At 29.7% G+C, this 21,544-nt stretch carries 23 protein-coding genes; 11 read left to right on the forward strand and 12 right to left on the reverse strand.

Annotation, left to right across the window (positions count from 1 at the left end; translation table 11 throughout):
• Window positions 1-719: 719 nt before the first annotated feature.
• The 7 genes from AWN65_RS03180 (at window position 720) to AWN65_RS03210 (ending at window position 5,596) form a co-directional block, all read left to right on the forward strand.
• Window positions 720-953 carry a hypothetical protein gene (locus tag AWN65_RS03180; protein ID WP_060383810.1) on the forward strand — a complete coding sequence of 78 codons (234 nt, stop codon included), beginning with the start codon at window positions 720-722 and terminating at the stop codon, window positions 951-953.
• Window positions 954-1,055: 102 nt separating this feature from the next.
• The gene (locus AWN65_RS03185; RefSeq protein ID WP_060381834.1) at window positions 1,056-1,796 is read left to right on the forward strand and encodes a hypothetical protein; all 741 of its coding nucleotides are present in this window, start codon (window positions 1,056-1,058) and stop codon (window positions 1,794-1,796) included.
• Window positions 1,797-2,027: 231 nt separating this feature from the next.
• The gene (locus AWN65_RS03190; protein WP_060381835.1) at window positions 2,028-2,291 is read left to right on the forward strand and encodes a DUF2024 family protein; all 264 of its coding nucleotides are present in this window, start codon (window positions 2,028-2,030) and stop codon (window positions 2,289-2,291) included.
• Window positions 2,291-2,641: a gamma-glutamylcyclotransferase family protein gene (locus AWN65_RS03195; protein ID WP_060381836.1), complete on the forward strand. Its 351-nt coding sequence runs from the start codon at window positions 2,291-2,293 to the stop codon at window positions 2,639-2,641. Before AWN65_RS03190 ends, AWN65_RS03195 begins: the two co-directional genes overlap by 1 nt.
• Window positions 2,642-2,702: 61 nt before the next feature.
• Complete coding sequence (locus AWN65_RS03200) at window positions 2,703-3,305, forward strand: MarR family winged helix-turn-helix transcriptional regulator (protein WP_060381837.1); 603 nt, start codon at window positions 2,703-2,705, stop codon at window positions 3,303-3,305.
• Window positions 3,306-3,506: 201 nt separating this feature from the next.
• Window positions 3,507-5,093 carry a bacillithiol biosynthesis cysteine-adding enzyme BshC gene (bshC, locus tag AWN65_RS03205; protein WP_060381838.1) on the forward strand — a complete coding sequence of 529 codons (1,587 nt, stop codon included), beginning with the start codon at window positions 3,507-3,509 and terminating at the stop codon, window positions 5,091-5,093.
• Window positions 5,094-5,176: 83 nt separating this feature from the next.
• Window positions 5,177-5,596 (forward strand): nucleoside-diphosphate kinase, encoded by a 420-nt coding sequence (locus AWN65_RS03210; RefSeq protein WP_060381839.1) that lies wholly within the window; start codon window positions 5,177-5,179, stop codon window positions 5,594-5,596.
• A gap of 622 nt (window positions 5,597-6,218) precedes the next feature.
• Here the strand turns inward: AWN65_RS03210 and AWN65_RS03215 are convergent.
• From AWN65_RS03215 to AWN65_RS03235, 5 genes are all read right to left on the reverse strand, one after another.
• Window positions 6,219-6,878, reverse strand: coding sequence for a lysoplasmalogenase (locus tag AWN65_RS03215; RefSeq protein ID WP_060381840.1), 660 nt, complete (start codon window positions 6,876-6,878; stop codon window positions 6,219-6,221).
• Between the two features lie 9 nt (window positions 6,879-6,887).
• Complete coding sequence (locus AWN65_RS03220) at window positions 6,888-8,153, reverse strand: sterol desaturase family protein (RefSeq protein ID WP_060381841.1); 1,266 nt, start codon at window positions 8,151-8,153, stop codon at window positions 6,888-6,890.
• A gap of 114 nt (window positions 8,154-8,267) precedes the next feature.
• The gene (locus AWN65_RS03225) at window positions 8,268-8,543 is read right to left on the reverse strand and encodes an ATP-dependent Clp protease adaptor ClpS (RefSeq protein ID WP_060381842.1); all 276 of its coding nucleotides are present in this window, start codon (window positions 8,541-8,543) and stop codon (window positions 8,268-8,270) included.
• A gap of 32 nt (window positions 8,544-8,575) precedes the next feature.
• Window positions 8,576-9,412 carry a 50S ribosomal protein L11 methyltransferase gene (prmA, locus tag AWN65_RS03230; protein WP_060381843.1) on the reverse strand — a complete coding sequence of 279 codons (837 nt, stop codon included), beginning with the start codon at window positions 9,410-9,412 and terminating at the stop codon, window positions 8,576-8,578.
• Between the two features lie 289 nt (window positions 9,413-9,701).
• Window positions 9,702-10,196, reverse strand: a complete 495-nt coding sequence (locus AWN65_RS03235) for a GNAT family N-acetyltransferase (protein ID WP_060381844.1) — start codon at window positions 10,194-10,196, stop codon at window positions 9,702-9,704.
• Between the two features lie 35 nt (window positions 10,197-10,231).
• On the opposite strand from AWN65_RS03235, the gene AWN65_RS03240 reads away from it, so the two are divergent.
• From AWN65_RS03240 to AWN65_RS03255, 4 genes are all read left to right on the forward strand, one after another.
• Window positions 10,232-10,912: a hypothetical protein gene (locus AWN65_RS03240; RefSeq protein ID WP_060381845.1), complete on the forward strand. Its 681-nt coding sequence runs from the start codon at window positions 10,232-10,234 to the stop codon at window positions 10,910-10,912.
• 34 nt (window positions 10,913-10,946) lie between these two features.
• Window positions 10,947-12,611: a 2-succinyl-5-enolpyruvyl-6-hydroxy-3-cyclohexene-1-carboxylic-acid synthase gene (gene menD / locus AWN65_RS03245; RefSeq protein WP_081078389.1), complete on the forward strand. Its 1,665-nt coding sequence runs from the start codon at window positions 10,947-10,949 to the stop codon at window positions 12,609-12,611.
• An 84-nt stretch (window positions 12,612-12,695) separates the two neighbouring features.
• Complete coding sequence (locus tag AWN65_RS03250) at window positions 12,696-13,037, forward strand: DUF2853 family protein (protein ID WP_060381846.1); 342 nt, start codon at window positions 12,696-12,698, stop codon at window positions 13,035-13,037.
• A 78-nt stretch (window positions 13,038-13,115) separates the two neighbouring features.
• Window positions 13,116-13,949, forward strand: a complete 834-nt coding sequence (locus AWN65_RS03255; protein WP_060381847.1) for a CvfB family protein — start codon at window positions 13,116-13,118, stop codon at window positions 13,947-13,949.
• A 172-nt stretch (window positions 13,950-14,121) separates the two neighbouring features.
• On the opposite strand, the gene AWN65_RS03260 is transcribed toward AWN65_RS03255, so the two are convergent.
• The 7 genes from AWN65_RS03260 to AWN65_RS03290 form a co-directional block, all read right to left on the reverse strand.
• Window positions 14,122-14,826: a DUF6048 family protein gene (locus AWN65_RS03260; protein ID WP_060381848.1), complete on the reverse strand. Its 705-nt coding sequence runs from the start codon at window positions 14,824-14,826 to the stop codon at window positions 14,122-14,124.
• Window positions 14,798-15,292, reverse strand: coding sequence for a DUF6452 family protein (locus tag AWN65_RS03265; RefSeq protein ID WP_060381849.1), 495 nt, complete (start codon window positions 15,290-15,292; stop codon window positions 14,798-14,800). Before AWN65_RS03265 ends, AWN65_RS03260 begins: the two co-directional genes overlap by 29 nt.
• Before the next feature lie 61 nt (window positions 15,293-15,353).
• Window positions 15,354-16,766 (reverse strand): 23S rRNA (uracil(1939)-C(5))-methyltransferase RlmD, encoded by a 1,413-nt coding sequence (rlmD, locus tag AWN65_RS03270; RefSeq protein ID WP_060381850.1) that lies wholly within the window; start codon window positions 16,764-16,766, stop codon window positions 15,354-15,356.
• A gap of 141 nt (window positions 16,767-16,907) precedes the next feature.
• Window positions 16,908-17,609 (reverse strand): hypothetical protein, encoded by a 702-nt coding sequence (locus tag AWN65_RS03275; RefSeq protein WP_060381851.1) that lies wholly within the window; start codon window positions 17,607-17,609, stop codon window positions 16,908-16,910.
• A gap of 187 nt (window positions 17,610-17,796) precedes the next feature.
• On the reverse strand, window positions 17,797-18,645 hold the full coding sequence (locus AWN65_RS03280) for an Rpn family recombination-promoting nuclease/putative transposase (RefSeq protein WP_060381852.1): 849 nt from the start codon (window positions 18,643-18,645) through the stop codon (window positions 17,797-17,799).
• A gap of 54 nt (window positions 18,646-18,699) precedes the next feature.
• Window positions 18,700-19,548 (reverse strand): Rpn family recombination-promoting nuclease/putative transposase, encoded by an 849-nt coding sequence (locus AWN65_RS03285; protein ID WP_060381853.1) that lies wholly within the window; start codon window positions 19,546-19,548, stop codon window positions 18,700-18,702.
• A 54-nt stretch (window positions 19,549-19,602) separates the two neighbouring features.
• Window positions 19,603-20,439 (reverse strand): Rpn family recombination-promoting nuclease/putative transposase, encoded by an 837-nt coding sequence (locus tag AWN65_RS03290; protein WP_060381854.1) that lies wholly within the window; start codon window positions 20,437-20,439, stop codon window positions 19,603-19,605.
• Between the last annotated feature and the right edge of the window lie 1,105 nt (window positions 20,440-21,544).

The raw sequence follows: 21,544 nt of genomic DNA on the forward strand, positions 1-21,544 counted from the left end.
AACCTCTCTATAAAATTAGCAGTTTTTATACTCTCATTTTTCATAAAATACGTTACTTCCTGTATTTAATAGATAATACCATTTAAACTTAAAATATACTGGATTAAAAAGTAAAATTCTCGATCTTTTTATTCATTTTAAAACAACTCGAACAAACAGTTGAGTATATAATTGAAATCATCGTTAGTTCGAGCGCGAAGCGCATCGAGAACCAATACTAATTTTTATTGCTTTACAAACTTTTTAATACATTACCTTTTTTAAATCAGATTACACATTAGAAATTTAGTACAGATAAAATGATTTTGAATCTAAAAAAGTACTTCCTCTTTTATCCTAAATGTTCACCTTATTCATTTTAAAATTTTGTAAAGAGATCAACAGTTTTAGAAATTGTTAGCCCCGCTGCCGCATATATTAACATAATAAATATGTTATAATCTAAATAATACAAATCTAATGGAAGTAAAACTATATCCGTAAGAAAAAAACGCGTCTTTTTAACATTCCTTTTCCTTATTATTTCATCACAAGTCTAATGCAATTAAGTTCTAAATAAATTATATCCAATAAAAATGGTCTTTTTATAAAGTATTTTACCCAAGATATTTTCATTTAACTTGTAGTTTGAAAAAAATATAAAAAAATATTTTATTTAATTAGGAATCCTAACTATATTTGTACCAGCAATAGTGCTAACAATAAAATCAATTAATAAAATGGAAAAATCAATTTTTTATCATGCAGGTTGTCCTGTTTGTATTAGTGCAGAACACGATATTGTAAACCTTATAGGTGAGGCTAATGTTGAAATTGTACATCTTGGTGAAGATCGTAATCGTATTACAGAAGCAGAAAAAGCAGGTGTAAAATCAGTACCCGCTTTACTCACAGTAAACGGAAATGTACTTCATATAAATTTTGGAGCTACTTTAGCTGATGTAAAAGGGTAAATTTTTTTAGCCTATTTAATTAGGAGTCCTAATTGCTTATTGATATTTCAAAAATTAGGATTCCTATTTTTAATCTTTTTAATAATTTAAAATCATACAAAAATGAAAAATTTATTTATTTCTTTCGGATTTTCTCTTTTCACATTTTATGGTTTTGCCTGCGATAAATGTGGTAAATATGATAATGATAACTTTAAAATTCAAAAAGTAAATGTAAAGCATTCAGCTGAAATAGGAGCTACTATTTGGGAAATAACAGTTAAAGGACAAGCAGGAAAAACAACACCTAGACCAGTAGGTCAACTTAATGGAGCTCCTGTTTTGGGATATGTATTTCCTACAACTTTAAAACCAACTGATGTTGGATTTGGTAAAACAGAAGGAATTGTAGCATTAGCTTTGACATCTCATCCAGATTTTGATGATACGCCATTATGGGATGAAAATGCAGATCGTAATTTTCAAAATGATGGAATAATATGGCATCCACATTGGGTAGTTCTAACAGAGGATAAGCGTGTTCAAGGAGGATTGTCTGTAAAAGAATTTGATCCTAAAGATAAGACAATTATTTTGCCGTCAACCAATCCTGGTATGCCTATGTATATGGATTCGCCTGGTTTCCAGGTTGTAACTAAAGGAAATACAATTAAAGTGATTGTTCCAGATTATAGAATAAACAATAAAAAAGATTTCTCGTATGATGGCGTAACGGTTTATATGCAGGTTAAGGCTAATGATAATGGTGGCCACGAAGGAGGAGGAGATAAGCCTATGTTGGGTGTTTATAAAGTATATTCTATAGCCAGTGAAAAATTATCATTACCTTTTAAAGTAAAATAATTATCTTATTTCATACGTTTAGAAATTTAATAAGAATCTTAATAATAAATTAATATCGTTGAGGTCATAGTTTACCTTAAATCTAGAAAATAAAATAAAAATGTTTTTGATTTATTAACTGTTTTAAAAAATACTAAAATAATAATTAAAGACATTATACTAGATATTCGTATTACAACCTTTCATGAATACTGTGTAGTTAAATTATGACCTCTATAACACCTAATAAAAATGAAAATAGCAGTTTGGGACACCTATGTAACAAAAAAAGAAGGAGATGTTATGCACTTTGATATAATTGTACCTCAAGAAATTATAACAGATCCAGCCATCGTTTATGATTATGGTAGAGAATATTTAAAAACGAAAGGACAAGAAGGACAAAAATTAACTTCAGAAGAATGTAAATTTTGTCATATAGATTTTCTTGAACCTAAATGGGAAGAAGAAATAAATAAAAAAGGATATTTTATTATAGAAATAGAAAATTGCTAATGAAAGATACTATACACTTACTCTTTTCTTACGGTACTTTACAATTAGAAAAAGTTCAGCTTGAAAATTATGGAAGAATTCTAGCAGGTCAAAAAGATGTTTTGAAAGGATATAAAATTGAAAATTTGTTAATAACAGATCCTAAAGTTTTGGCTAAAAGTGAACTCGAACAGCATCCAATAGCAGTAAAAACAGAAAATAAATCAGATTTCATTAAAGGAATGATATTTGAAATATCCTCTGCCGAATTAGAAGAAACAGATAGATATGAAGTAGATCAATATCAAAGAATAGAAGAAACTTTTGAATCGGGAAAAAAAGCTTGGATATATGTAGAAAAGACATTCTAAATATAAACCTGAATAAAAAAAGGTCAAGTAAAAAGGATTAAACCTTATATGTTTTAAATAAATGAAATATTCAGTATTTAATTTGGACGATCAAAATCAAAAGATAGAAAGTCGTATAGTAGTTGCTTTAGAACGTATTTCAGAAGCATTTAGAGTCTTGCTATGGAAAGAAAGTAAAGAAAATTCTCTGAGTCCTATTCAAATTCAAATTTTAATTTTTATCTGTTTCCATTCTGAGGAAAAATGTAAAATAAGTTATTTAGCAGAAGAGTTTAATATGACCAAAGCCACTATAAGTGATAGTGTTAAGATTTTGATAGCTAAAGGTTTATTGATTAAAAAAGTCGATTTTTCAGACACTAGAGCTTTTTTGCTATCATTAACAGAAGAAGGGAAGAGAGTTGCTTCAAAAGGATCTTTTTTTGCTTCTTTTATGCAAAAACCTTTTGAAAGTTTATCAAAAGAAGAAAAAACAATATTACTAAATAGTTTATTAAAATTGATATATGATTTGAATAAAACCAATGTAATAAACATCCAAAGAATGTGTTTTAGCTGTTTTTATTACACCTTTGAAAAAGAGTTGCATTATTGTAAACTGATGGATGTTAGGTTAGCAGATTCAGATATTAGAATTGATTGTCCAGAATACAAATTAGCATAAAAATAAGAGTCTTCAATATATTAAAAATGATGTAAATGAGAAGAAAAGAGGTTGTTAAAGGTTTTAAATTTAGATCTTGACAGCCTCTTTTTACTTCGTGAGTTCTATAAAAAAATGAGTACAGATAGAAATCATTTTTTAAGAAGATGTTAAAACCTAAAAAGAAAAGAATCTATTTGCTATTTTTACCTAAAAAAAGATATGCCAACAGATTGTATAACTTTTCAAAACTCGGGTTATTTTACGCCATTAATTATTGATTATTTAAATGAAGAAAAAGCCATACAGTCATTCTATAATAGATCGCCTAAAATTGAAAATTTTTTAAATCAGATAGAAGAAAAATCAAGTAATTATAATTTAAAAAATCGAGCAGTTTTAATAAAATCTTTGTTAAAACAAAATCAAGGTATTGATATTAGTCAACTTACCCTTGATAATATACATTCATTAAATCAGCCAGAAACGTTTACAATTACGACAGGTCATCAACTAAATTTATTTACAGGACCTTTGTATTTTATATATAAAATTATTTCTACCATTAAATTGTGTAACGAATTAAAAGTAAAATATCCAGAATACCGTTTTGTGCCTATTTATTGGATGGCAACTGAAGATCACGATTTTGAGGAAATTAACCATTTTAAATATAATAAAAAGACAATTAGCTGGAACAAAAAATCTAAAGGACCTGTAGGAAGGCTATCCACGGAAGGACTAGATGATGTTTTCGAAGAAATAAAGACATTCTTAGGAACCAGTGAACACGCTAAAAAACTTACTTTACTTTTTGAAAAATCCTATTTAGAACACGATAATCTAGCGAATGCAACACGTTATTTAGTTAATGAACTATTTAAAGAATACGGACTAGTCATTTTAGATGGAGATGACAAAGAGTTAAAACAACTTTTGATACCTGTTATTAAGGAAGAATTACTTCAACAAACATCTTATAAAAAAGTTACAGAAACATTATCTAAATTATCTTATGACATTCAGGTAAATCCAAGAGAAATAAACCTTTTTTATATGGAAGATCATTTGCGCGAACGTATTCTTTTTGAAAATGGAGTTTATAAAATAAATAATACACAGCTTGTTTTTTCTGAAACTCAAATTTTAGAAATACTTCAAAAAGCACCAGAAAAATTTAGTCCTAACGTTATTTTAAGACCTTTGTATCAAGAATTGATATTACCTAATTTATCGTATGTAGGAGGAGGAGGAGAGATAGCCTATTGGATAGAATTAAAAAAAATGTTTGAAGCATTTAAGATAACCTTTCCAATTTTGTTACTTCGTAATTCAGTAGTTATAGCTTCTGAAAAACAATGTAAAAAAGCAGATAAATTAAAATTAACTTGGTTTGATTTGTTTCTTAAACAAGCTGAATTAGTAAACTATAAAACAAGACAATTTTCAGAATTTAAAATAGATTTTTCAAAAGAAAAGGAACATTTAAGAAAACAATTTGAAAATCTTTTAGATATTGCAAACAGAACAGATAAAACATTTATAAAAGCAGTAAAAGCCCAAGAAGTAAAACAAATAAAAGGATTAGAAAATCTAGAAAAACGTCTTTTAAAAGCAGAAAAAAAGAATCAGAATGATAAACTAATGCGTATTGTGGATTTACAAAATATATTATTTCCTAATAAAAGCTTGCAAGAAAGACAGCTCAACTTTAGCATGTTTTACATAGAATATGGCGAAAACTTTATTGCTACTTTATTAGAAAAGCTAAATCCGCTTAGTAACGAATTTAATACCATCGTTTTTTAAAAAAACTTAAAAAATAAACTTTTAAACTCTTAAACTTTTAAACTAAAGTTTGTACTTTTGCACCAAAATTAAAAAAATAAAAAATGGCAGGAAATAGAACTTTTACAATGATTAAACCAGATGCTGTTGAAAAAGGACACATTGGTGGAATTTTAAATATGATTACTGAAGGCGGTTTTAGAATTGTTTCTATGAAATTAACTCAGTTAACAGTTGCAGATGCACAAAAATTTTATGCTGTACACGCTGAAAGACCATTCTACGGTGAATTAGTAGAGTTTATGTCTCGTGGTCCAATTGTTGCAGCTATCTTAGAAAAAGATAATGCAGTAGAAGATTTCCGTACTTTAATTGGTGCTACTAACCCAGCAGAAGCTGCTGAAGGAACTATTCGTAAAAAATATGCTACCTCTATTGGAGAAAATGCAGTTCATGGTTCTGATTCTGATGAAAATGCTGCTATTGAAAGTGCTTTTCATTTTGCAGGAAGAGAAATGTTTTAATCAAACATATTTTTAAAAACATTGTGGGTGTCTAAAAAGTAGTACCTTAAAATAAGATCTAGTTTATTGCTTCAACGATAAGACAAGAACGATATAAGTACTATGTAATTTTATTTTCTACCTTTGGTTGAAATGATAATAAGAAAACTTTTAAGACACCCTCATTGTTTAAACTACCTATCTTGATATTGGAGATCTTCTCATTTAATTCTCCGAGCCACGTAAAGTCTCTCTTTAAAAATATCATTTTATACCTCATTACCTCAGGATCTATTTTTCTGCGTATTTATATGTATTCTTATATAAGATTTAACCTGTTTTCAAGAAACTTGTTTAGGCTTATATTGCATAATATACAGATTTTTATTTAAATGATAGTTTAGGTTCAGATTATGGATTGAAAATTTATTACAGATAAAAATAACCATTTTCTATCTTCAATGCAAAAACTACATCTACGAAAAAAAAACAGGGATTTTTATCGCCTCAGCTTTTTACCTTCATCATAAATTTTAATACATAGTTTTGAGTTGATTTTTGTATCTGTTTATTTGATGAAATTTAAACCCAAATTTCACAACGAAGTCTAATGCGTAATTTGGGTTAAATAGGAAAAAGAATGCTATTTATTTTTGTTTAGACCTAAAATTCCTTTAGTTATAAGGAATTGAGCAACGATATATGTTAGCATGATTAGAAAACCAGATTTGGGTAGTTCTGAATGAAATTTGTTGATTGCTAATATACTATCAGAGCTTACAAAAAATAAAGCGCCTATTAGTACGATTAGGTTGTTTGGTTTAGACCACTTAAAATAACCTTTAATAGCCATTAACAACATAATAGAAATGGTTGTGGCATATAATGCAACAGGTATTTTTAAATTTCCTAAACTAGGGGAAAGTAGATTTAGCATACCTAATAAATACATCATTACAAATATAAATCCTATCCAAAACAAGTTAGAATTGGGTTTGGTTTGCTCTTGTTTTATAAATAAAAAGATAAAGAAAATATGGCTTATTAGAAAAGAGGTTAAGCCTAAAATAAAATATAGCTCAGCTTTGTCTGCAAACATTAAAACGACATCGCCAATCCAAGAAAACAACAAGGCAAAAAGGAGGTGTTTTTTTATTCGGAAATTATGAGAACTATAAGTTTCTAAAATTAGTAAAGGAAGTAATAGAGGTTTGAAATACCAAGCAATAGCTTCTTGTTTAGTTAGTAGTAGAAGTAAATAAAATAGGCTAATACCTATAAAACTCTTTAAATATTGGCTCATAAAATTAGTTTAAAAGGAATTAATGTTTTTTTGTTTAAATTCTATTTTTACAAAATAAAAACTCATAAAAAGAGCAATTAAAAAATAGCCGAAGACTATGTGTGTACCGTATGGAATAATTTGATCTATTTGAAACCAGCCATTTAAGTGATAAATGATAACAATAGCAAATACGAAACGGATGGTCTCATAAATATGTGCAAATTTGTTTTTTCCCATTAATTCAGTATAGCTATATATTGTTATGAAAATAAAGAAGCCATAATAGAAGATATTCGGCAAACCTATTTTAGCTATATTGTCAAATAAATAAGATATTAATATAAGGGTTAAAAACAGCTGAATGAATGACCAGCCTATCAATAATGTGGAATGGTTAGTGCCAAATTTTTTAAAATTATAGACATCTTCAATTTTGTAAATGGGGTATTTTTTATCGAAACCTTCAGGTCTCCAGCCAGTAGGCATAAACCAAATTTTTAGTTTGTCCATAAATTTTTCAGCATACCAAGCATCTTTAATTAATACCCAAAGATGTTGAAAGTTGATTTTAAAAGGATTCCAAGTTTGGGCAGGGCGTGTGATACCGAAAACGGGTGGTACATCTGCTAATTCTTCTTGAAAAGTACCGAAAAGTTTATCCCAAATAATGAATATCTGCGCATGGTTTTTGTCCATGTATTCAGGATTAATAGCATGATGAACTCTATGATGAGAGGGGGTTACAATTATTTTTTCTAAAAATCCTAGTTTATTAATATAACGTGTGTGATACCAAAATTGCAGAAAAAATTGGATAGGTAGGGTAATTGCAATTACTCTAGAAGGAATGCCTAATAAAGCAGCAGGTAATAATAAAAAAGTAAATAATTTAAAAAAATCAGAAACAGATTGTCTTAATGCACAGGATAGATTAAACTCTTCGCTGCTGTGATGAATAGCATGCTTGTTCCAAAAAATATTAATCTGATGTGCCAAACGGTGTGTCCAGTATCCTTGAAAATCAATGGCAATAAATGCAATAATATAGGCTAAAATAGATTCTTCAATATGAAAAAAGGCTATTTTAGAAACCATGATTTCATACGTAATGATAGAAATACTTAAGCCTAAGACATCTCTAGTAGCGTTAGTCATTCCAGAGCTTAAACTAGAGATGCTATCCATCATAGGAGCGTAATCTACTTTTTTATAATAGCCATATATTTTCTCAACGATAATTAAGAATAAGAAAACAGGCATTGCAATGATCAGTATTTTGCCGTAAGTTTCCATTGTAATATTTAGATTTTAAAAATTCAGAAATTTTAAAAAATGATTATATCTGCTTTTAGTAAATCTAATTATTTTTTTTAAATAAATTTATTTTTTTATAACTTTATTTAAGAATTATGTAATTTCTGCGCTTAGTCCAGCATCAAGAAGAGCAAGGCATAATGGTTGTAATTCGTCAAAAGAACCTGTTTTTACAGCACATTTGCCTGTATAATGTACTAAAATAGCGCATTGTTCTGCTTGTAATTCCTCGTGATTACAAACGCGTATTAATGTTTCTATTACATGATCAAACGTATTTACATCATCATTGTATAGAATTATTTCGTGATTAATAGAAACTTTTTCTAAAATGGCAACGTCTTCCTGTGTTTTTTCAATAATACTCATGTATGTTAAATATTTATTAATGGAAAATTAGTCTATGAATTTATATATTTTAATGATACCCAGTTGTTACGGTTAATTTTTTTGACAAAAGTTAAGCCTTTTTCTATGCAAGAAGCATCAATAGTAGGAATGTCTTGTTCGTAAAAACCGCTGAATAAAATAATACCATTAGGATTTAAACAATCCACATAAGTTTGCATATCATTAAGGAGTATATTTCTATTAATGTTTGCAATAATTAAATCGTATTTTTTGTTTTTTAATAAAGAAGCATCTCCTTCATAAACCGTTATATGTTTACAATTGTTGCGTGTTGCATTTTCAATAGAATTTAAATAACACCAATTGTCAATGTCTATGGCATCTATAGGTTGTGCTCCTTTCATTTCAGCAAGTATTGCTAGAATAGCAGTTCCACATCCCATGTCAAGTGTTTTTAATCCTTTGAGATCCAATTCTAATAGATGTTGGATCATCATGTGGGTGGTTTCGTGATGCCCTGTTCCAAAGCTCATTTTGGGTTCTATTATAATGTCAAACGGAGCGTCTGTTTTAGGATGAAAAGGTGCGCGTACATGACATAAACCATCAACATCAATTGGATCAAAGTTTTTTTCCCATTCTGCATTCCAATTTTGCTGTTCAATTTCTTCAAAAGTGTACGAAATTTTAAATTCGGGATTTTGTAATATATAAATGTCTTCTAGAATATTTTTATTCCAATTTTCTTTGGGAATATAAGCAGAAAAACCTTTATCTGTTTCAATAAAACTGTCAAAAGGAAGCTCTCCTAGTTCAGCTATTAAAATTTCAGAACCCAACTCTTTTGGTTCTACCTCAAAATGGTATCCTATGTATGTATTTTGCATTGATTTATTTTTTGCAAAGGTAGTTATTTAGTAGATTATAGTTTTGAGTTTAGGGATCTTTATTAAATAGAAATTGTAAATTTGCGCACGAAAAAAAATAAAATATGAAAAAGAATGAACATTTTTCTAGTGTTAGGTCTTTTAATTTTTTTGTTTAAGAATAAATTTTTTATAAAATTAAAATATTTTTATGATCGGAATAACTAGGATTATAAGGATCAAGGTTAAAAACTGTCATTATAATTTAGATAAAATTTCTCAAAAGAATGAGTCGTAAATAGTTGTTAACTCATAACATAATTTGTACAAAAATAGAGTCAAGCCATCTGTTAAATTTAAAACCAGTTTCTTTAATATGCCCAACTTCTTGGAATCCTAATTTTTTATGGAATGCAAGGCTTCCTAAATTTTCAGAATCAATAACACCAATTAAAGTATGAATTTTTTCTTTTTTTGCAATTTTAATGAGTTCTTTTAAAAGGAGTGAGCCAATTCCATTTCCGTGGTAGTCTTTATGTATATATACTGAGTGTTCTGCGGTAAATTGATACCCTATTTTAAAACGAAATGAACCATAAGTCCCAAATCCTACTATTTTATTTTCTTTTATCGCAATTAAAAAAGGTTGATTATTTATTTTTTTTTCTTCAAAAATCTTTTGTTGCTGTTCTAAAGTTCTGATATGATATTCCCAAATAGAAGTACTATTTAAAATTTCATAGTTTATTATTTCAAGAATTTCAGAAAGATCTTCATACTTAGCCTCTTTTATTAGAATGGACATTTGTTTATAATTAAAAGTATTAATAAATTGAAGTTATGAAATTACAAAAAATTGCTCAAATTTTTGATTTTCTATTTATTATTAACCTTGTTTTGTATAGTGTAGTGACTATTTTACAAGTTGATATACTAGAAGAATATTTACGCTATACAGGAATTCCTATACTTTTTGTGTTATATGTTGTGTCATCTTCAAGAATAAATATGAGTTTCTTATTGTGTTTGGTATTGTTTCAAATAACATCTTCATTATTTGCAATAGAAGAAAAAATAGCCTTTAAAATAGCAACACTCTTTTCTTTAGCCTCTAAAATAGGATTAATTTATTTAGTACTAGAATTTATCCAAAAAAAATATAGAATAGCTATTGGAATTGCCTTAATACCTTTGTTCGTTCTATATTTATATATGATTTATTTTGTTTTTAATCAAGTAGAAGAATATTATATTTATTGGGTTTTTAACTCTTTGTTTACCGCTTTTTTAGGTGCTGTTGGAATAATTACTTATATTAACGAAATGAAAAGAGATAATTTGTTTTTCCTTCTAGCTACAGCTTTTTTAGTTATTAAAATGTCGCTCTTTTTCTTTAACATGTTTTATTGCAAATCAATTTTTTTGCATAAATTGACTGTCATTTTTTCTGCGTTAGCCTATTACATGATTTATAAATTTTTAATTTTAAAAGAAAATACTCAAAATATGACGATAAGTTAATACTTTTGCGATAGAACATGAGTTTATTATAAAATTGAAACCTACCGCTATTTACCCCAAAATTCCTTTGGCACAAAGCATAATTGAAATGTGCAAAAAAAAAGGATTAAAACATATAGTCATTTCCCCAGGTTCGCGAAATGCACCTTTGACTATAGGATTTTCTAATCAACCTGAATTTAATTGTTATAGTATAGTAGATGAACGCTGTGCAGGCTTTTTTGCATTAGGCTTGGCGCAACAATTACAGGAGCCAGTAGCACTAATTTGTACTTCGGGATCAGCCTTGTTAAACTATTATCCTGCTATTTCAGAAGCATTTTATAGTCAAATACCTTTAGTTGTTATTTCTGCCGATCGACCAATTGATAAAATAGATATAGGAGATGGGCAAACTATCAGGCAAGCTAATGTTTTTGCTAATCATATCTTGTATAATGCAAATCTACAAGAAGCCGCATCTCTAGAAAATGATAGATTGATACAAGAAGCCCTTTTTTTTAGTGTTTCCCAAAAAGGACCTGTTCATATAAACGCACCTTTTGAAGAACCTTTATATGAAACAATTTCTGAACCAACTATTGAACCAACATGGTTTAATTTTGAAAAACAGAATGAACCTTTAGAAACCCTAGATTTTTTTGCAGAAGAATGGAGTCAAGCTCAAAAAAAAATAATATTAATAGGAGAAAATCACTCTGATTCTATTGATACTAAATATTTAGACATACTAGCTAGAGATCCTTCTGTTATTGTTATGACTGAGGTTACGTCTAATCTACATCATGAAAATTTTATTACTAATATAGATACAATCATAACCCCTTTTTCTGAAAAAGAATTTGAACGTTATAAACCCGAAATATTGTTGACTTTAGGAGGAATGATTGTTTCAAAACGCATAAAAGCGTTTTTTAGGAAATACCAACCCAATGCACATTGGCATATAGACCCGTTAAGGGCTTATAATACCTATGATTGTCTTAATTATCATTTTAAAGAAAAACCTAACACTTTTTTTGAACGCTTCCTGAAATTAACATCTTATAAAGAAAGTTCTTTTCAAAAAGAATTATTAGCTATTCGTTTTCAAAGAAAAATAGCTCATAACAACTACTTAAAAGAATTAATTTTTTCTGATCTAAAAGTTTTTCAAATTATTACGGAATTATTGCCTAAGAATATTCAATTACAAATTAGTAATAGTTCTGCCATACGATACGCCCAATTATTCCCTATAGATCCTAGTATTTCAGTATATTGTAATAGAGGAACTAGTGGGATAGAGGGAAGTACTACAACGGCTATTGGTGCTGCTGTGGCAAGTAAAAAAACAACTTATCTTATAACAGGAGATATTAGTTTTTTTTATGATAGCAATGCGTTATGGAATCATTATATACCCAACGATTTTAAAATTATTATCATAAATAATGGAGGAGGGGGGATTTTTAGAATTTTGCCAGGTCATCAAGAAAATGAAACATTCAATACTTTTTTTGAAACATCTCATAATTTAACAGCAGAATATTTAGCTAAAATGTATGGATTGGATTATTTTAAGGCTAAAGAAGAAAAAGAATTACGAACTAATTGGGCATTTTTTTCATCATTAAATAAACCTGCCATATATGAAATCTTTACACCTGAAAAACAAAATAATGAAGTTCTTTTGCAATATTTTAAGAAATTAAAATGATTGTTTTTTTCCTTTTTAAATCTTGCTTATTCTGATATATTTTTATATATTTGGTAGATATACAATAACATAACTAGAAAAAATATGAGTAAAAGAGATGAACTGATTGAAAAATACGCTACAGATTTAAAAGAAAAATGTGGAGTAACACCTGATATGGAATTATTGACAAAAGTAGTAATAGGATGTGGTCCCTCTATTTATAATCAAGATTCAGCAACCGTTTCAGGATCACAACAATCGGAATTAGATACAGTTAAAAACAACTTTTTAATAAAAAAATTAGGTCTGTCTGATAATCCAGAGCTAGATGCTGCAATTGATAGTGTAATGGAACGATATGGACGCTCCAACCGTAACAAATACCGTGCAGTCGTGTATTATTTGTTAACGCTTCACTTTAAAAAAGAAAGTATATATAATTAATTTATACAATAAAGTTTATAAATCCCGATTTTTATCGGGATTTATTATTTGTATCTTTGCGATTCTAAATACTAACAGATGATTGAAATAGGAAAATACAATACCCTAAAAATAGCTCGAAATACTAATGTAGGATTATATTTAACAGATGGTGAAAAAGATGTGTTATTACCTAATAAATATGTACCCAAAGAATATGAGATAGAAGCGGATATAGAAGTATTTATTTATTTAGATCATGAAGAACGCCCTGTAGCAACTACTTTAGAACCTTATATATTTTTAAACGAATTTTCGTTATTGAGAGTTAATTACGTTAATAAGTTTGGAGCTTTTATGGATTGGGGCTTAGAAAAAGATTTATTTGTCCCATTCAAAGAACAGGCAAGACCTATGGAAGAAGGAAAAAGATACCTTGTATACATGTATCTAGATAAACAAACAAATCGTTTAGTAGGTTCTAGTAGGTTGAACCAATTTTTAAACAACCAAAATTTAAATGTTGAAAAAGGAGAAGAAGTAGATTTGATCGTTTCTCATATTTCAGATACAGGTATTAACGTAATTATTAATGAAAAACACAAAGGATTAATTTATAAAGATCAAATTTTTGAAGATTTAAGAACAGGAGACCGTATCATTGGATATATCAAAAATATTCGCCCAGATGGCAAAATAGACATTTCAAGACAACCATTAGGTTTTGAACGAATAGATGCTTCCGCTCAAAAAATATTAGAAGAATTAAAAGCAGGAAGAGGAATGCTAAAATTACACGATAATAGTAGCCCAGAAGATATTAAAACAATTTTACAAATGAGTAAAAAGACTTTTAAAAAAGCCATTGGGACTCTTTATAGAGAAAAGATAATAGAATTAAGACCAGATGGTATTTATTTATTAAAATCATAATAAACCCTTACAAGAGAAGGTTATCTAGTAAATGTTTTTTTGTTTCAATGCTAAGATGATTTTTAGTTAACGTTATGTTTTTACCTATTATTAACACTATTTCAGCCTAAGCTTTTCATTGAATTATATAACTATATTTTATTAGATAACCCTTCAAAGTTCAATATAAAAATTACCCCTTCTTTTTATATAAAGGAATAAAATAGGTAATGCTATAATTCCAACCAGCACCAAATTGCCCATCATACGTCCTGTTAAATCCAGGGATATACAAATTGTTAAAATTTTCTGGCTTCTTTTCGGATAATAGATAATTAATTCTTAAGCTAAAGCCTGCATAAAAATTATTAAAAATTTTAGCTTTTATTCCAGCTACAACCTCCGTCCAATGAGCTGTTAGATCTTTATAATTTTGATTTGCTATCACAGCATCTGCTTGCGGAAAATATCCCGTAGTATTATATATTTTGTAACTTGTAAGTGCTTGACTAAAAGAAGAAAAACCATAGCGCAAACCAAGATGAACCATATCTTCCATATTGAGCCAGTTTTGATAAAAATTGTAATCAAATCCTACTTTTAAATAACTACCAGTCGTTGTAAAATTAAGACGTTTATCTTCTGTTATTTTTTTTTCGTTGCCTATCTCGGTTGCTAGATACATCTTCTGACCTATCCTGTAATCACCTACTAATTCTAATCCTTTATAATTTTTATCAAAAATAGAACGAGTAATTTTGGATAAATCCGTTCCTATTCGTATTCCATAACGTTCTGTTTTTTTGATAGTATCGTTTGTTTTTTCCTGTGCCTGACTAATTGTAAAAGTATAAATCGTTAACAACAGGCTAAAAGAAAATTTTGAGATGTGTTTCATTTTCGTTTACTATAGATGTTTTTTGAATAGTTACTTCTTGTATCCAGTTTTTAGGTGTTGTAAGGGTGGCTCCATTAAGTGTATTTAGAGTAAATTCAGTTTTATATCCGCAAGCCCTTGAAATATAAACATCGTTACGTGAGTAATTAAGAGTAATTTGATCTTCCTTAGCTAAAGTACTGTTTTTTGAATTAATTTGAAAAGTATAACGTACTTGATTATTATTTACTTTTAAAGGTAATTCAATTTTGTTACTACTAGCAAAATCCAAGGAGCTAGACATGCCTTCAGCAGTGACTTTTAAATCCGTTATTGTTTTAGGATTAGTAGGATTGTTGTTGTCAAAAAATTGTACAATCATTCTAGGAGTTGTGGGTGTTCCTTGTGGACAGACATCATCGGGTTCGCAATTTAAAAAAGGCAAAGTAGACAGAATGACGAATAATCCCAAAAATATTTTTTTCATATTTGTTTTAGTAATTAAATAAAAAGTGATTAGTTATAGATTGCTAATCACTTTTTATTATTTATCTCTTTTCCAAAAGTACAACATTTTCTACGTGATGGGTTTGTGGAAACATGTCCACAGGACGTACACGAGTTACCTTATACATCTTATCCATTAACGCCAAATCACGTGCTTGTGTAGCAGAGTTACAGCTTACATATACCACTTTTTTAGGTGCAATCTTTAAGATTTGTTCAACCACATCTGCGTGCATACCATCACGAGGGGGATCTGTAATAATGATGTCAGGATGTCCATTTGTAGCGATAAAGTCATCATTGAATACGTTTTTCATATCACCTACAAAAAACTCACAATTACTAATGTTATTACGTTCAGCATTTATTTTTGCATCAGAAATAGCTTCTGGAACAGCTTCTACTCCGATTACTTTTTTTGCTTTTTTAGAAACAAATTGCGCAATCGTTCCTGTTCCTGTATATAAATCATATACCAATTCGTTCCCTGTTAATCCAGCAAAATCCCTAGTAATAGAATATAATTCATACGCTTGTTCTGAATTGGTTTGGTAGAAAGACTTAGCATTAATGCTAAACTGTAAGCCTTCCATTTCTTCTAAGATATAATCTCTACCTTTAAACAAAATAATCTCTTGATCGTACAAAGTATCGTTTGCTTTTTGGTTGACTACATACTGTAGCGAAGTAATTTCAGGGAAACGTTCTGCCAAAAAATTCATAACCATTTCTATTTGTTTTTGATTATGATCAAAAAATTGAATAACTACCATGATTTCTCCCGTAGAAGCAGTACGAATCATAAGAGTACGTAACAAACCACCATGTTCTCTAGGGTTAAAGAAGGTTAAGTCATTTTCGTTAGCAAAACGTCTTATTTCATTACGAATATCATTAGAAGGATCTTGTTGTAAATGACATTTGTTGATATTAAGAATCTTATCCCACATTTTTGGAATATGAAAACCTACTGCATTTTTATTGTCTAATTCTTCGCCACTATTAATTTCTTCGGGGGTCATCCAACGACTAGAAGAAAAACCGAACTCCATTTTATTACGATAGAAAAACTGTTTTTCAGAGCCCAAAATTGGTTCAAATACGGGTAATTCTATTTTCCCAATGCGCTTTAAGTTATTTTCTACTTCTTGATGTTTGTAAAATAACTGTTGGTTGTAATTCATGTTTTGCCATTTGCAACCACCACATACACCAGAATGTTCGCATACGGGATCTACACGATGCTCAGAATACGAATGAAATTTGAAAGCTTTGCCTTCATAATACGATTTTCGCTTTTTGAAGGTTTGAATATCTACTACATCACCAGGTACTACATTACTTAAAAAAATAACCTGACCTTCTGGGGCTTTTGCCACACATACGCCTTTTGCTCCTGCATCAAGGACTTTTACGTTTTCGAATACGACTTGTTTATCTTTTTTTCTTCCCATAGTGCAAAGATAATAATTGCTATCATATTTATGATTTTTGCTCTTGGATTTTAGAAAAAACCAGTTTAGTTTGAATAATAAATAATCTATTATTCTTGAGTCTGATAAAACGTTAATTTGAAATTTCTATTTATTTTTAGATTATTCCAAATCTATTTTTTTGATGATGTGAATACCTCCAATGCTATATGCCATATCTATAGGGATTGGAATGCCATTTAGAAGAAAATTACCGTTTTGAAATGGCGTAATTCTTTCATCAATTAAAAAAAAGTAATTGTCTTTGTCGGATAATATATCTAGATTGTCATCTTTTAGTTCAACGGGTTCTATGTATTCAACCAAACCAATTTTGTTTAATTCAGGAATTGTTATTTTTTGTCCATTCATCTCACAGGAATGTTTCTGACCAAGGCCAGGCATTCCAAACCAAGGAATAGCTTGCCCTATTTGTAATGAAATTTTAGACGTATCTCCAACAAAGAGAAAATGTTTGGTTTTAAAAGTTTCAAAAATAGGGGGTAAAGATTTTTTAGGAAAAGGCTCTTCTGCTTTCCAAAAGAACATGACTTTATTTTGCCATTCAGGATCATTACGGTCTTTACAAACTAAATGATCTGTCCAATAGTGCATATAAAGTTGTCCCGCTTGAAGCAAAATAGTCGATTTATGAATAGCTTCTCTTTGTTCATTTGTTAAAGATCGAATTATCTTATGTTCTAAATGATCAACTGTAGAAACGAACGTATTTTCTTTGTTTAGTTGAACGTCTTGAGTTTGCTTTGAGTTTTCTAAATTAGTTACAGCTTGCTTTTTCTTAAAGAAAATGTCAAAAAATCCCATAAGTACTGATTGAAATAGATGTTTTTTACTTGTTTTTGAAATATAGTTTCGAATGTTTTACAATTTTAGAAACTTGTAAACTTCGGAAGTTATCATTGTTTAGTGTGCTTTACGTTTTTATATAATTAATTTTAGTTTCTTATTTGTATATCATGGATAAGAAAAAAAGTTCTTGTATTATAGACTTTTATAACTCGTTGATTTCTTTTTTGGATAGTCCTGTTAGCTTTATTATATCAGGAATTGAAAGCCCCATTGTTTTTGCTTGCTTAGCAATTTCAATTTTTCCTTGAATCTTTCCTTCTTCTTTACCGTCGTCAAAAGCCGTGTCAATAATACTTTTTAGGTCTCTGTACACTTTTAAACTACTTTCGTATTTATCTAATTCCCATTGTCCAAAATTAGCCAATTCAGCTTTTTCAAAAGCTTGAGTAAAAACCTCATCTTTGAAAATGGTAGGTATATTTTGGAAGTCTTCTAGGTTTTTAATAAAATACAACCACTTGTCTAAACGGGAGTTTAAGTCGGTTTCCTGTTTTTTAAAGTTGGGCATTTCTAAATAAATATAGGTTAGTTTATCGTAAAAAACTTTTCCATTTTGGTTTTTTAGTTTAATGGTATGTACGACTTCGCTTTTTTCGGGTTCAGATTCGTAATCGTCAAAAGTAAAATCTAAAATACCTATACAGTAAACGGATTTGAGGTTATAGTTCCATTCTCCTTTTTCGGCTTGTTCTCTGATAGGAAAAGTGGCGTAATAAATGGTTCGTTCTTTAAAGAAATTTTGTTTTGCTTTTTGTAGTTCTACGATGAATTTTTCGCCTTTTTCATTTTGGCAATAGATGTCGTATATGGCTTTTCTGTCGAGGTCGGTAATTCCGAGTTGCTCGGTGTTTTTAAAAGAAAGTTCTTTAATTTGGTCGTGTTCAGGCAATAGTGTGTTAAGGAAGTCTATAAGCAAATTTTTGCTGGCTTCTTCCCCAAATATTTTTTTAAATCCAAAGTCGGTAAACGGATTGATGTATTTAGCCTTCATGATTCCAAATGGTTTGATGATTCAAATTTACAAAAAAGGTAGGAGCACTGCTTTTTATAATTTGTTTATTTCTTCTTGGGTCAATCCTGTTGATTGGATGATTATTTCTATTGAAATGCCTAATTTTTTTAAAGATTTAGCAGTTTCAATTTTACCTTCAATCTTTCCTTCTTCTTTACCGTCGTCAAAAGCTGTATCAATAATACTTTTTAGGTCTCTGTACACTTTTAAACTACTTTCGTATTTATCTAATTCCCATTGTCCAAAATTAGCCAATTCAGCTTTTTCAAAAGCTTGAGTAAAAACCTCATCTTTGAAAATGGTAGGTATATTTTGGAAGTCTTCTAGGTTTTTAATAAAATACAACCACTTGTCTAAACGGGAGTTTAAGTCGGTTTCCTGTTTTTTAAAGTTGGGCATTTCTAAATAAATATAGGTTAGTTTATCGTAAAAAACTTTTCCATTTTGATTTTTTAGTTTAATGGTATGTACGACTTCGCTTTTTTCGGGTTCAGATTCGTAATCGTCGAAGGTGAAATCTAAAACACCTACACAATAAACCGCTTTCAAGTTATAGTTCCATTCTCCTTTTTCGGCTTGTTCTCTAATGGGAAATGTGGAGTAATAGATGGTTCTTTCTTTGAAGTAGTTTTGCTTGGCTTTTTGGAGTTCTACGATGAATTTTTCGCCTTTTTCATTTTGGCAATAGATGTCGTATATGGCTTTTCTGTCGAGGTCGGTAATTCCGAGTTGCTCGGTGTTTTTAAAAGAAAGTTCTTTAATTTGGTCGTGTTGAGGCAATAGTGTGTTAAGGAAGTCTATAAGCAAATTTTTGCTGGCTTCTTCCCCAAATATTTTTTTAAATCCAAAGTCGGTAAACGGATTGATGTATTTAGCCTTCATGATTCCAAATGGTTTGATGATTCAAATTTACAAAAAAGGTAGGAGCACTGCTTTTTATAATTTGTTTATTTCTTCTTGGGTCAATCCTGTTGATTGGATGATTATTTCTATTGAAATGCCTAATTTTTTTAAAGATTTAGCAGTTTCAATTTTACCTTCAATTTTACCGTCGTCAAAAGCTGTATCAATAATACTTTTTAGGTCTCTGTACACTTTTAAACTACTTTCGTATTTATCTAATTCCCATTGTCCAAAATTAGCCAATTCAGCTTTTTCAAAAGCTTGAGTAAAAACCTCATCTTTGAAAATGGTAGGTATGTTTTGGAAGTCTTCTAGGTTTTTAATAAAATACAACCACTTGTCTAAACGGGAGTTTAAGTCGGTTTCCTGTTTTTTAAAGTTGGGCATTTCTAAATAAATATAGGTTAGTTTATCGTAAAAAACTTTTCCATTTTGGTTTTTTAGTTTAATGGTATGTACGACTTCGCTTTTTTCGGGTTCAGATTCGTAATCGTCAAAAGTAAAATCTAAAATACCTATACAGTAAACGGATTTGAGGTTATAGTTCCATTCTCCTTTTTCGGCTTGTTCTCTGATAGGAAAAGTGGCGTAATAAATGGTTCGTTCTTTAAAGAAATTTTGTTTTGCTTTTTGTAGTTCTACGATGAATTTTTCGCCTTTTTCATTTTGGCAATAGATGTCGTATATGGCTTTTCTGTCGAGGTCGGTAATTCCGAGTTGCTCGGTGTTTTTAAAAGAAAGTTCTTTAATTTGGTCGTGTTCAGGCAATAGTGTATTAAGGAAGTCTATAAGCAAATTTTTGCTGGCTTCTTCCCCAAATATTTTTTTAAATCCAAAGTCGGTAAACGGATTGATGTATTTAGCCTTCATGATTCCAAATGGTTTGATGATTCAAATTTACAAAAATATCTTAGGTGTTGAGGTTAAATTATAAGGAAGTTTAGGAGGCAGTATATGGATCATATTTACTTGATTGTGTTATAGGTTTGTTTTTGTTATTTTTAAAAAAGAGGTATTTCTATGAATAAGAATTATGGTTTATTTATTTTTTAAATAATTAAATTTGGTTTCAAACGCCTGCTCGCTATTTTGCTAGAGACTGTCCAAAAAGTTCGCAATCTTGTGATTTTGACCAAAGGAAGAAATTACATGCTATTGATTATGAGACTCCTTCTACGTAGGAGTGACAAACTGGATGTTGATTTAGTACTTTTTGGACAGCTTCCTTAACGCTCGTCCCTCCTTCAAAAAAATTGAATTCGGTTTCAAATGCCCACGCGCCTCCTGGCTACATCGCTAAAATAGTCCACTGGACTATTTCTTAACGCTTGTCCCTCCTTCAAAATAAGGGCTTTCCCAACCGTCAGTCGTTCGTTAATGGGATGATGGTGTTGTAGATACCCTTCAAAAAAAATGAATTCGGTTTCAAATGCCCACGCGCCTCCTGGCTACATCGCTAAAATAGTCCACTGGACTATTTCTTAACGCTCGTCCCTCCTTCAAAATAAGGGCTTTCCCAACGATAGATTCACGGATTATTTGGCTGATTTAGTTGTAGATACCCTTCAAATAATCATTCACGAACTCCTATAAAAAAACAATAGAAACAGCGTGAGTAAAATAAGGGCTATCACAACAGATGTATGTCACTAGACAATTTCCAAGTAGTTGTAGATACCCTTCAAAAAAAATGAATTCGGTTTCAAATGCCCACGCGCCTCCTGGCTACATCGCTAAAATAGTCCACTGGACTATTTCTTAACGCTTGTCCCTCCTTCAAAATAAGGGCTTTCCCAACCGTCAGTCGTTCGTTAATGGGATGATGGTGTTGTAGATACCCTTCAAAAAAAATGAATTCGGTTTCAAATGCCCACGCGCCTCCTGGCTACATCGCTAAAATAGTCCACTGGACTATTTCTTAACGCTCGTCCCTCCTTCAAAATAAGGGCTTTCCCAACGATAGATTCACGGATTA

Source organism: Flavobacterium covae (assembly GCF_001534645.1).
GTDB classification, from domain to species: Bacteria; Bacteroidota; Bacteroidia; order Flavobacteriales; family Flavobacteriaceae; genus Flavobacterium; species Flavobacterium covae.

Coding starts and splice junctions, on each gene's coding strand:
- AWN65_RS03180 (WP_060383810.1), top strand. CDS start 720: ATGGAAAAATCAATTTTTTATCATGCAGGTTGTCCTGTTTGTATTAGT.
- AWN65_RS03185 (WP_060381834.1), top strand. CDS start 1,056: ATGAAAAATTTATTTATTTCTTTCGGATTTTCTCTTTTCACATTTTAT.
- AWN65_RS03190 (WP_060381835.1), top strand. CDS start 2,028: ATGAAAATAGCAGTTTGGGACACCTATGTAACAAAAAAAGAAGGAGAT.
- AWN65_RS03195 (WP_060381836.1), top strand. CDS start 2,291: ATGAAAGATACTATACACTTACTCTTTTCTTACGGTACTTTACAATTA.
- AWN65_RS03200 (WP_060381837.1), top strand. CDS start 2,703: ATGAAATATTCAGTATTTAATTTGGACGATCAAAATCAAAAGATAGAA.
- bshC (WP_060381838.1), top strand. CDS start 3,507: ATGCCAACAGATTGTATAACTTTTCAAAACTCGGGTTATTTTACGCCA.
- AWN65_RS03210 (WP_060381839.1), top strand. CDS start 5,177: ATGGCAGGAAATAGAACTTTTACAATGATTAAACCAGATGCTGTTGAA.
- AWN65_RS03215 (WP_060381840.1), bottom strand. CDS start 6,878: ATGAGCCAATATTTAAAGAGTTTTATAGGTATTAGCCTATTTTATTTA.
- AWN65_RS03220 (WP_060381841.1), bottom strand. CDS start 8,153: ATGGAAACTTACGGCAAAATACTGATCATTGCAATGCCTGTTTTCTTA.
- AWN65_RS03225 (WP_060381842.1), bottom strand. CDS start 8,543: ATGAGTATTATTGAAAAAACACAGGAAGACGTTGCCATTTTAGAAAAA.
- prmA (WP_060381843.1), bottom strand. CDS start 9,412: ATGCAAAATACATACATAGGATACCATTTTGAGGTAGAACCAAAAGAG.
- AWN65_RS03235 (WP_060381844.1), bottom strand. CDS start 10,196: ATGTCCATTCTAATAAAAGAGGCTAAGTATGAAGATCTTTCTGAAATT.
- AWN65_RS03240 (WP_060381845.1), top strand. CDS start 10,232: ATGAAATTACAAAAAATTGCTCAAATTTTTGATTTTCTATTTATTATT.
- AWN65_RS03250 (WP_060381846.1), top strand. CDS start 12,696: ATGAGTAAAAGAGATGAACTGATTGAAAAATACGCTACAGATTTAAAA.
- AWN65_RS03255 (WP_060381847.1), top strand. CDS start 13,116: ATGATTGAAATAGGAAAATACAATACCCTAAAAATAGCTCGAAATACT.
- AWN65_RS03260 (WP_060381848.1), bottom strand. CDS start 14,826: ATGAAACACATCTCAAAATTTTCTTTTAGCCTGTTGTTAACGATTTAT.
- AWN65_RS03265 (WP_060381849.1), bottom strand. CDS start 15,292: ATGAAAAAAATATTTTTGGGATTATTCGTCATTCTGTCTACTTTGCCT.
- rlmD (WP_060381850.1), bottom strand. CDS start 16,766: ATGGGAAGAAAAAAAGATAAACAAGTCGTATTCGAAAACGTAAAAGTC.
- AWN65_RS03275 (WP_060381851.1), bottom strand. CDS start 17,609: ATGGGATTTTTTGACATTTTCTTTAAGAAAAAGCAAGCTGTAACTAAT.
- AWN65_RS03280 (WP_060381852.1), bottom strand. CDS start 18,645: ATGAAGGCTAAATACATCAATCCGTTTACCGACTTTGGATTTAAAAAA.
- AWN65_RS03285 (WP_060381853.1), bottom strand. CDS start 19,548: ATGAAGGCTAAATACATCAATCCGTTTACCGACTTTGGATTTAAAAAA.
- AWN65_RS03290 (WP_060381854.1), bottom strand. CDS start 20,439: ATGAAGGCTAAATACATCAATCCGTTTACCGACTTTGGATTTAAAAAA.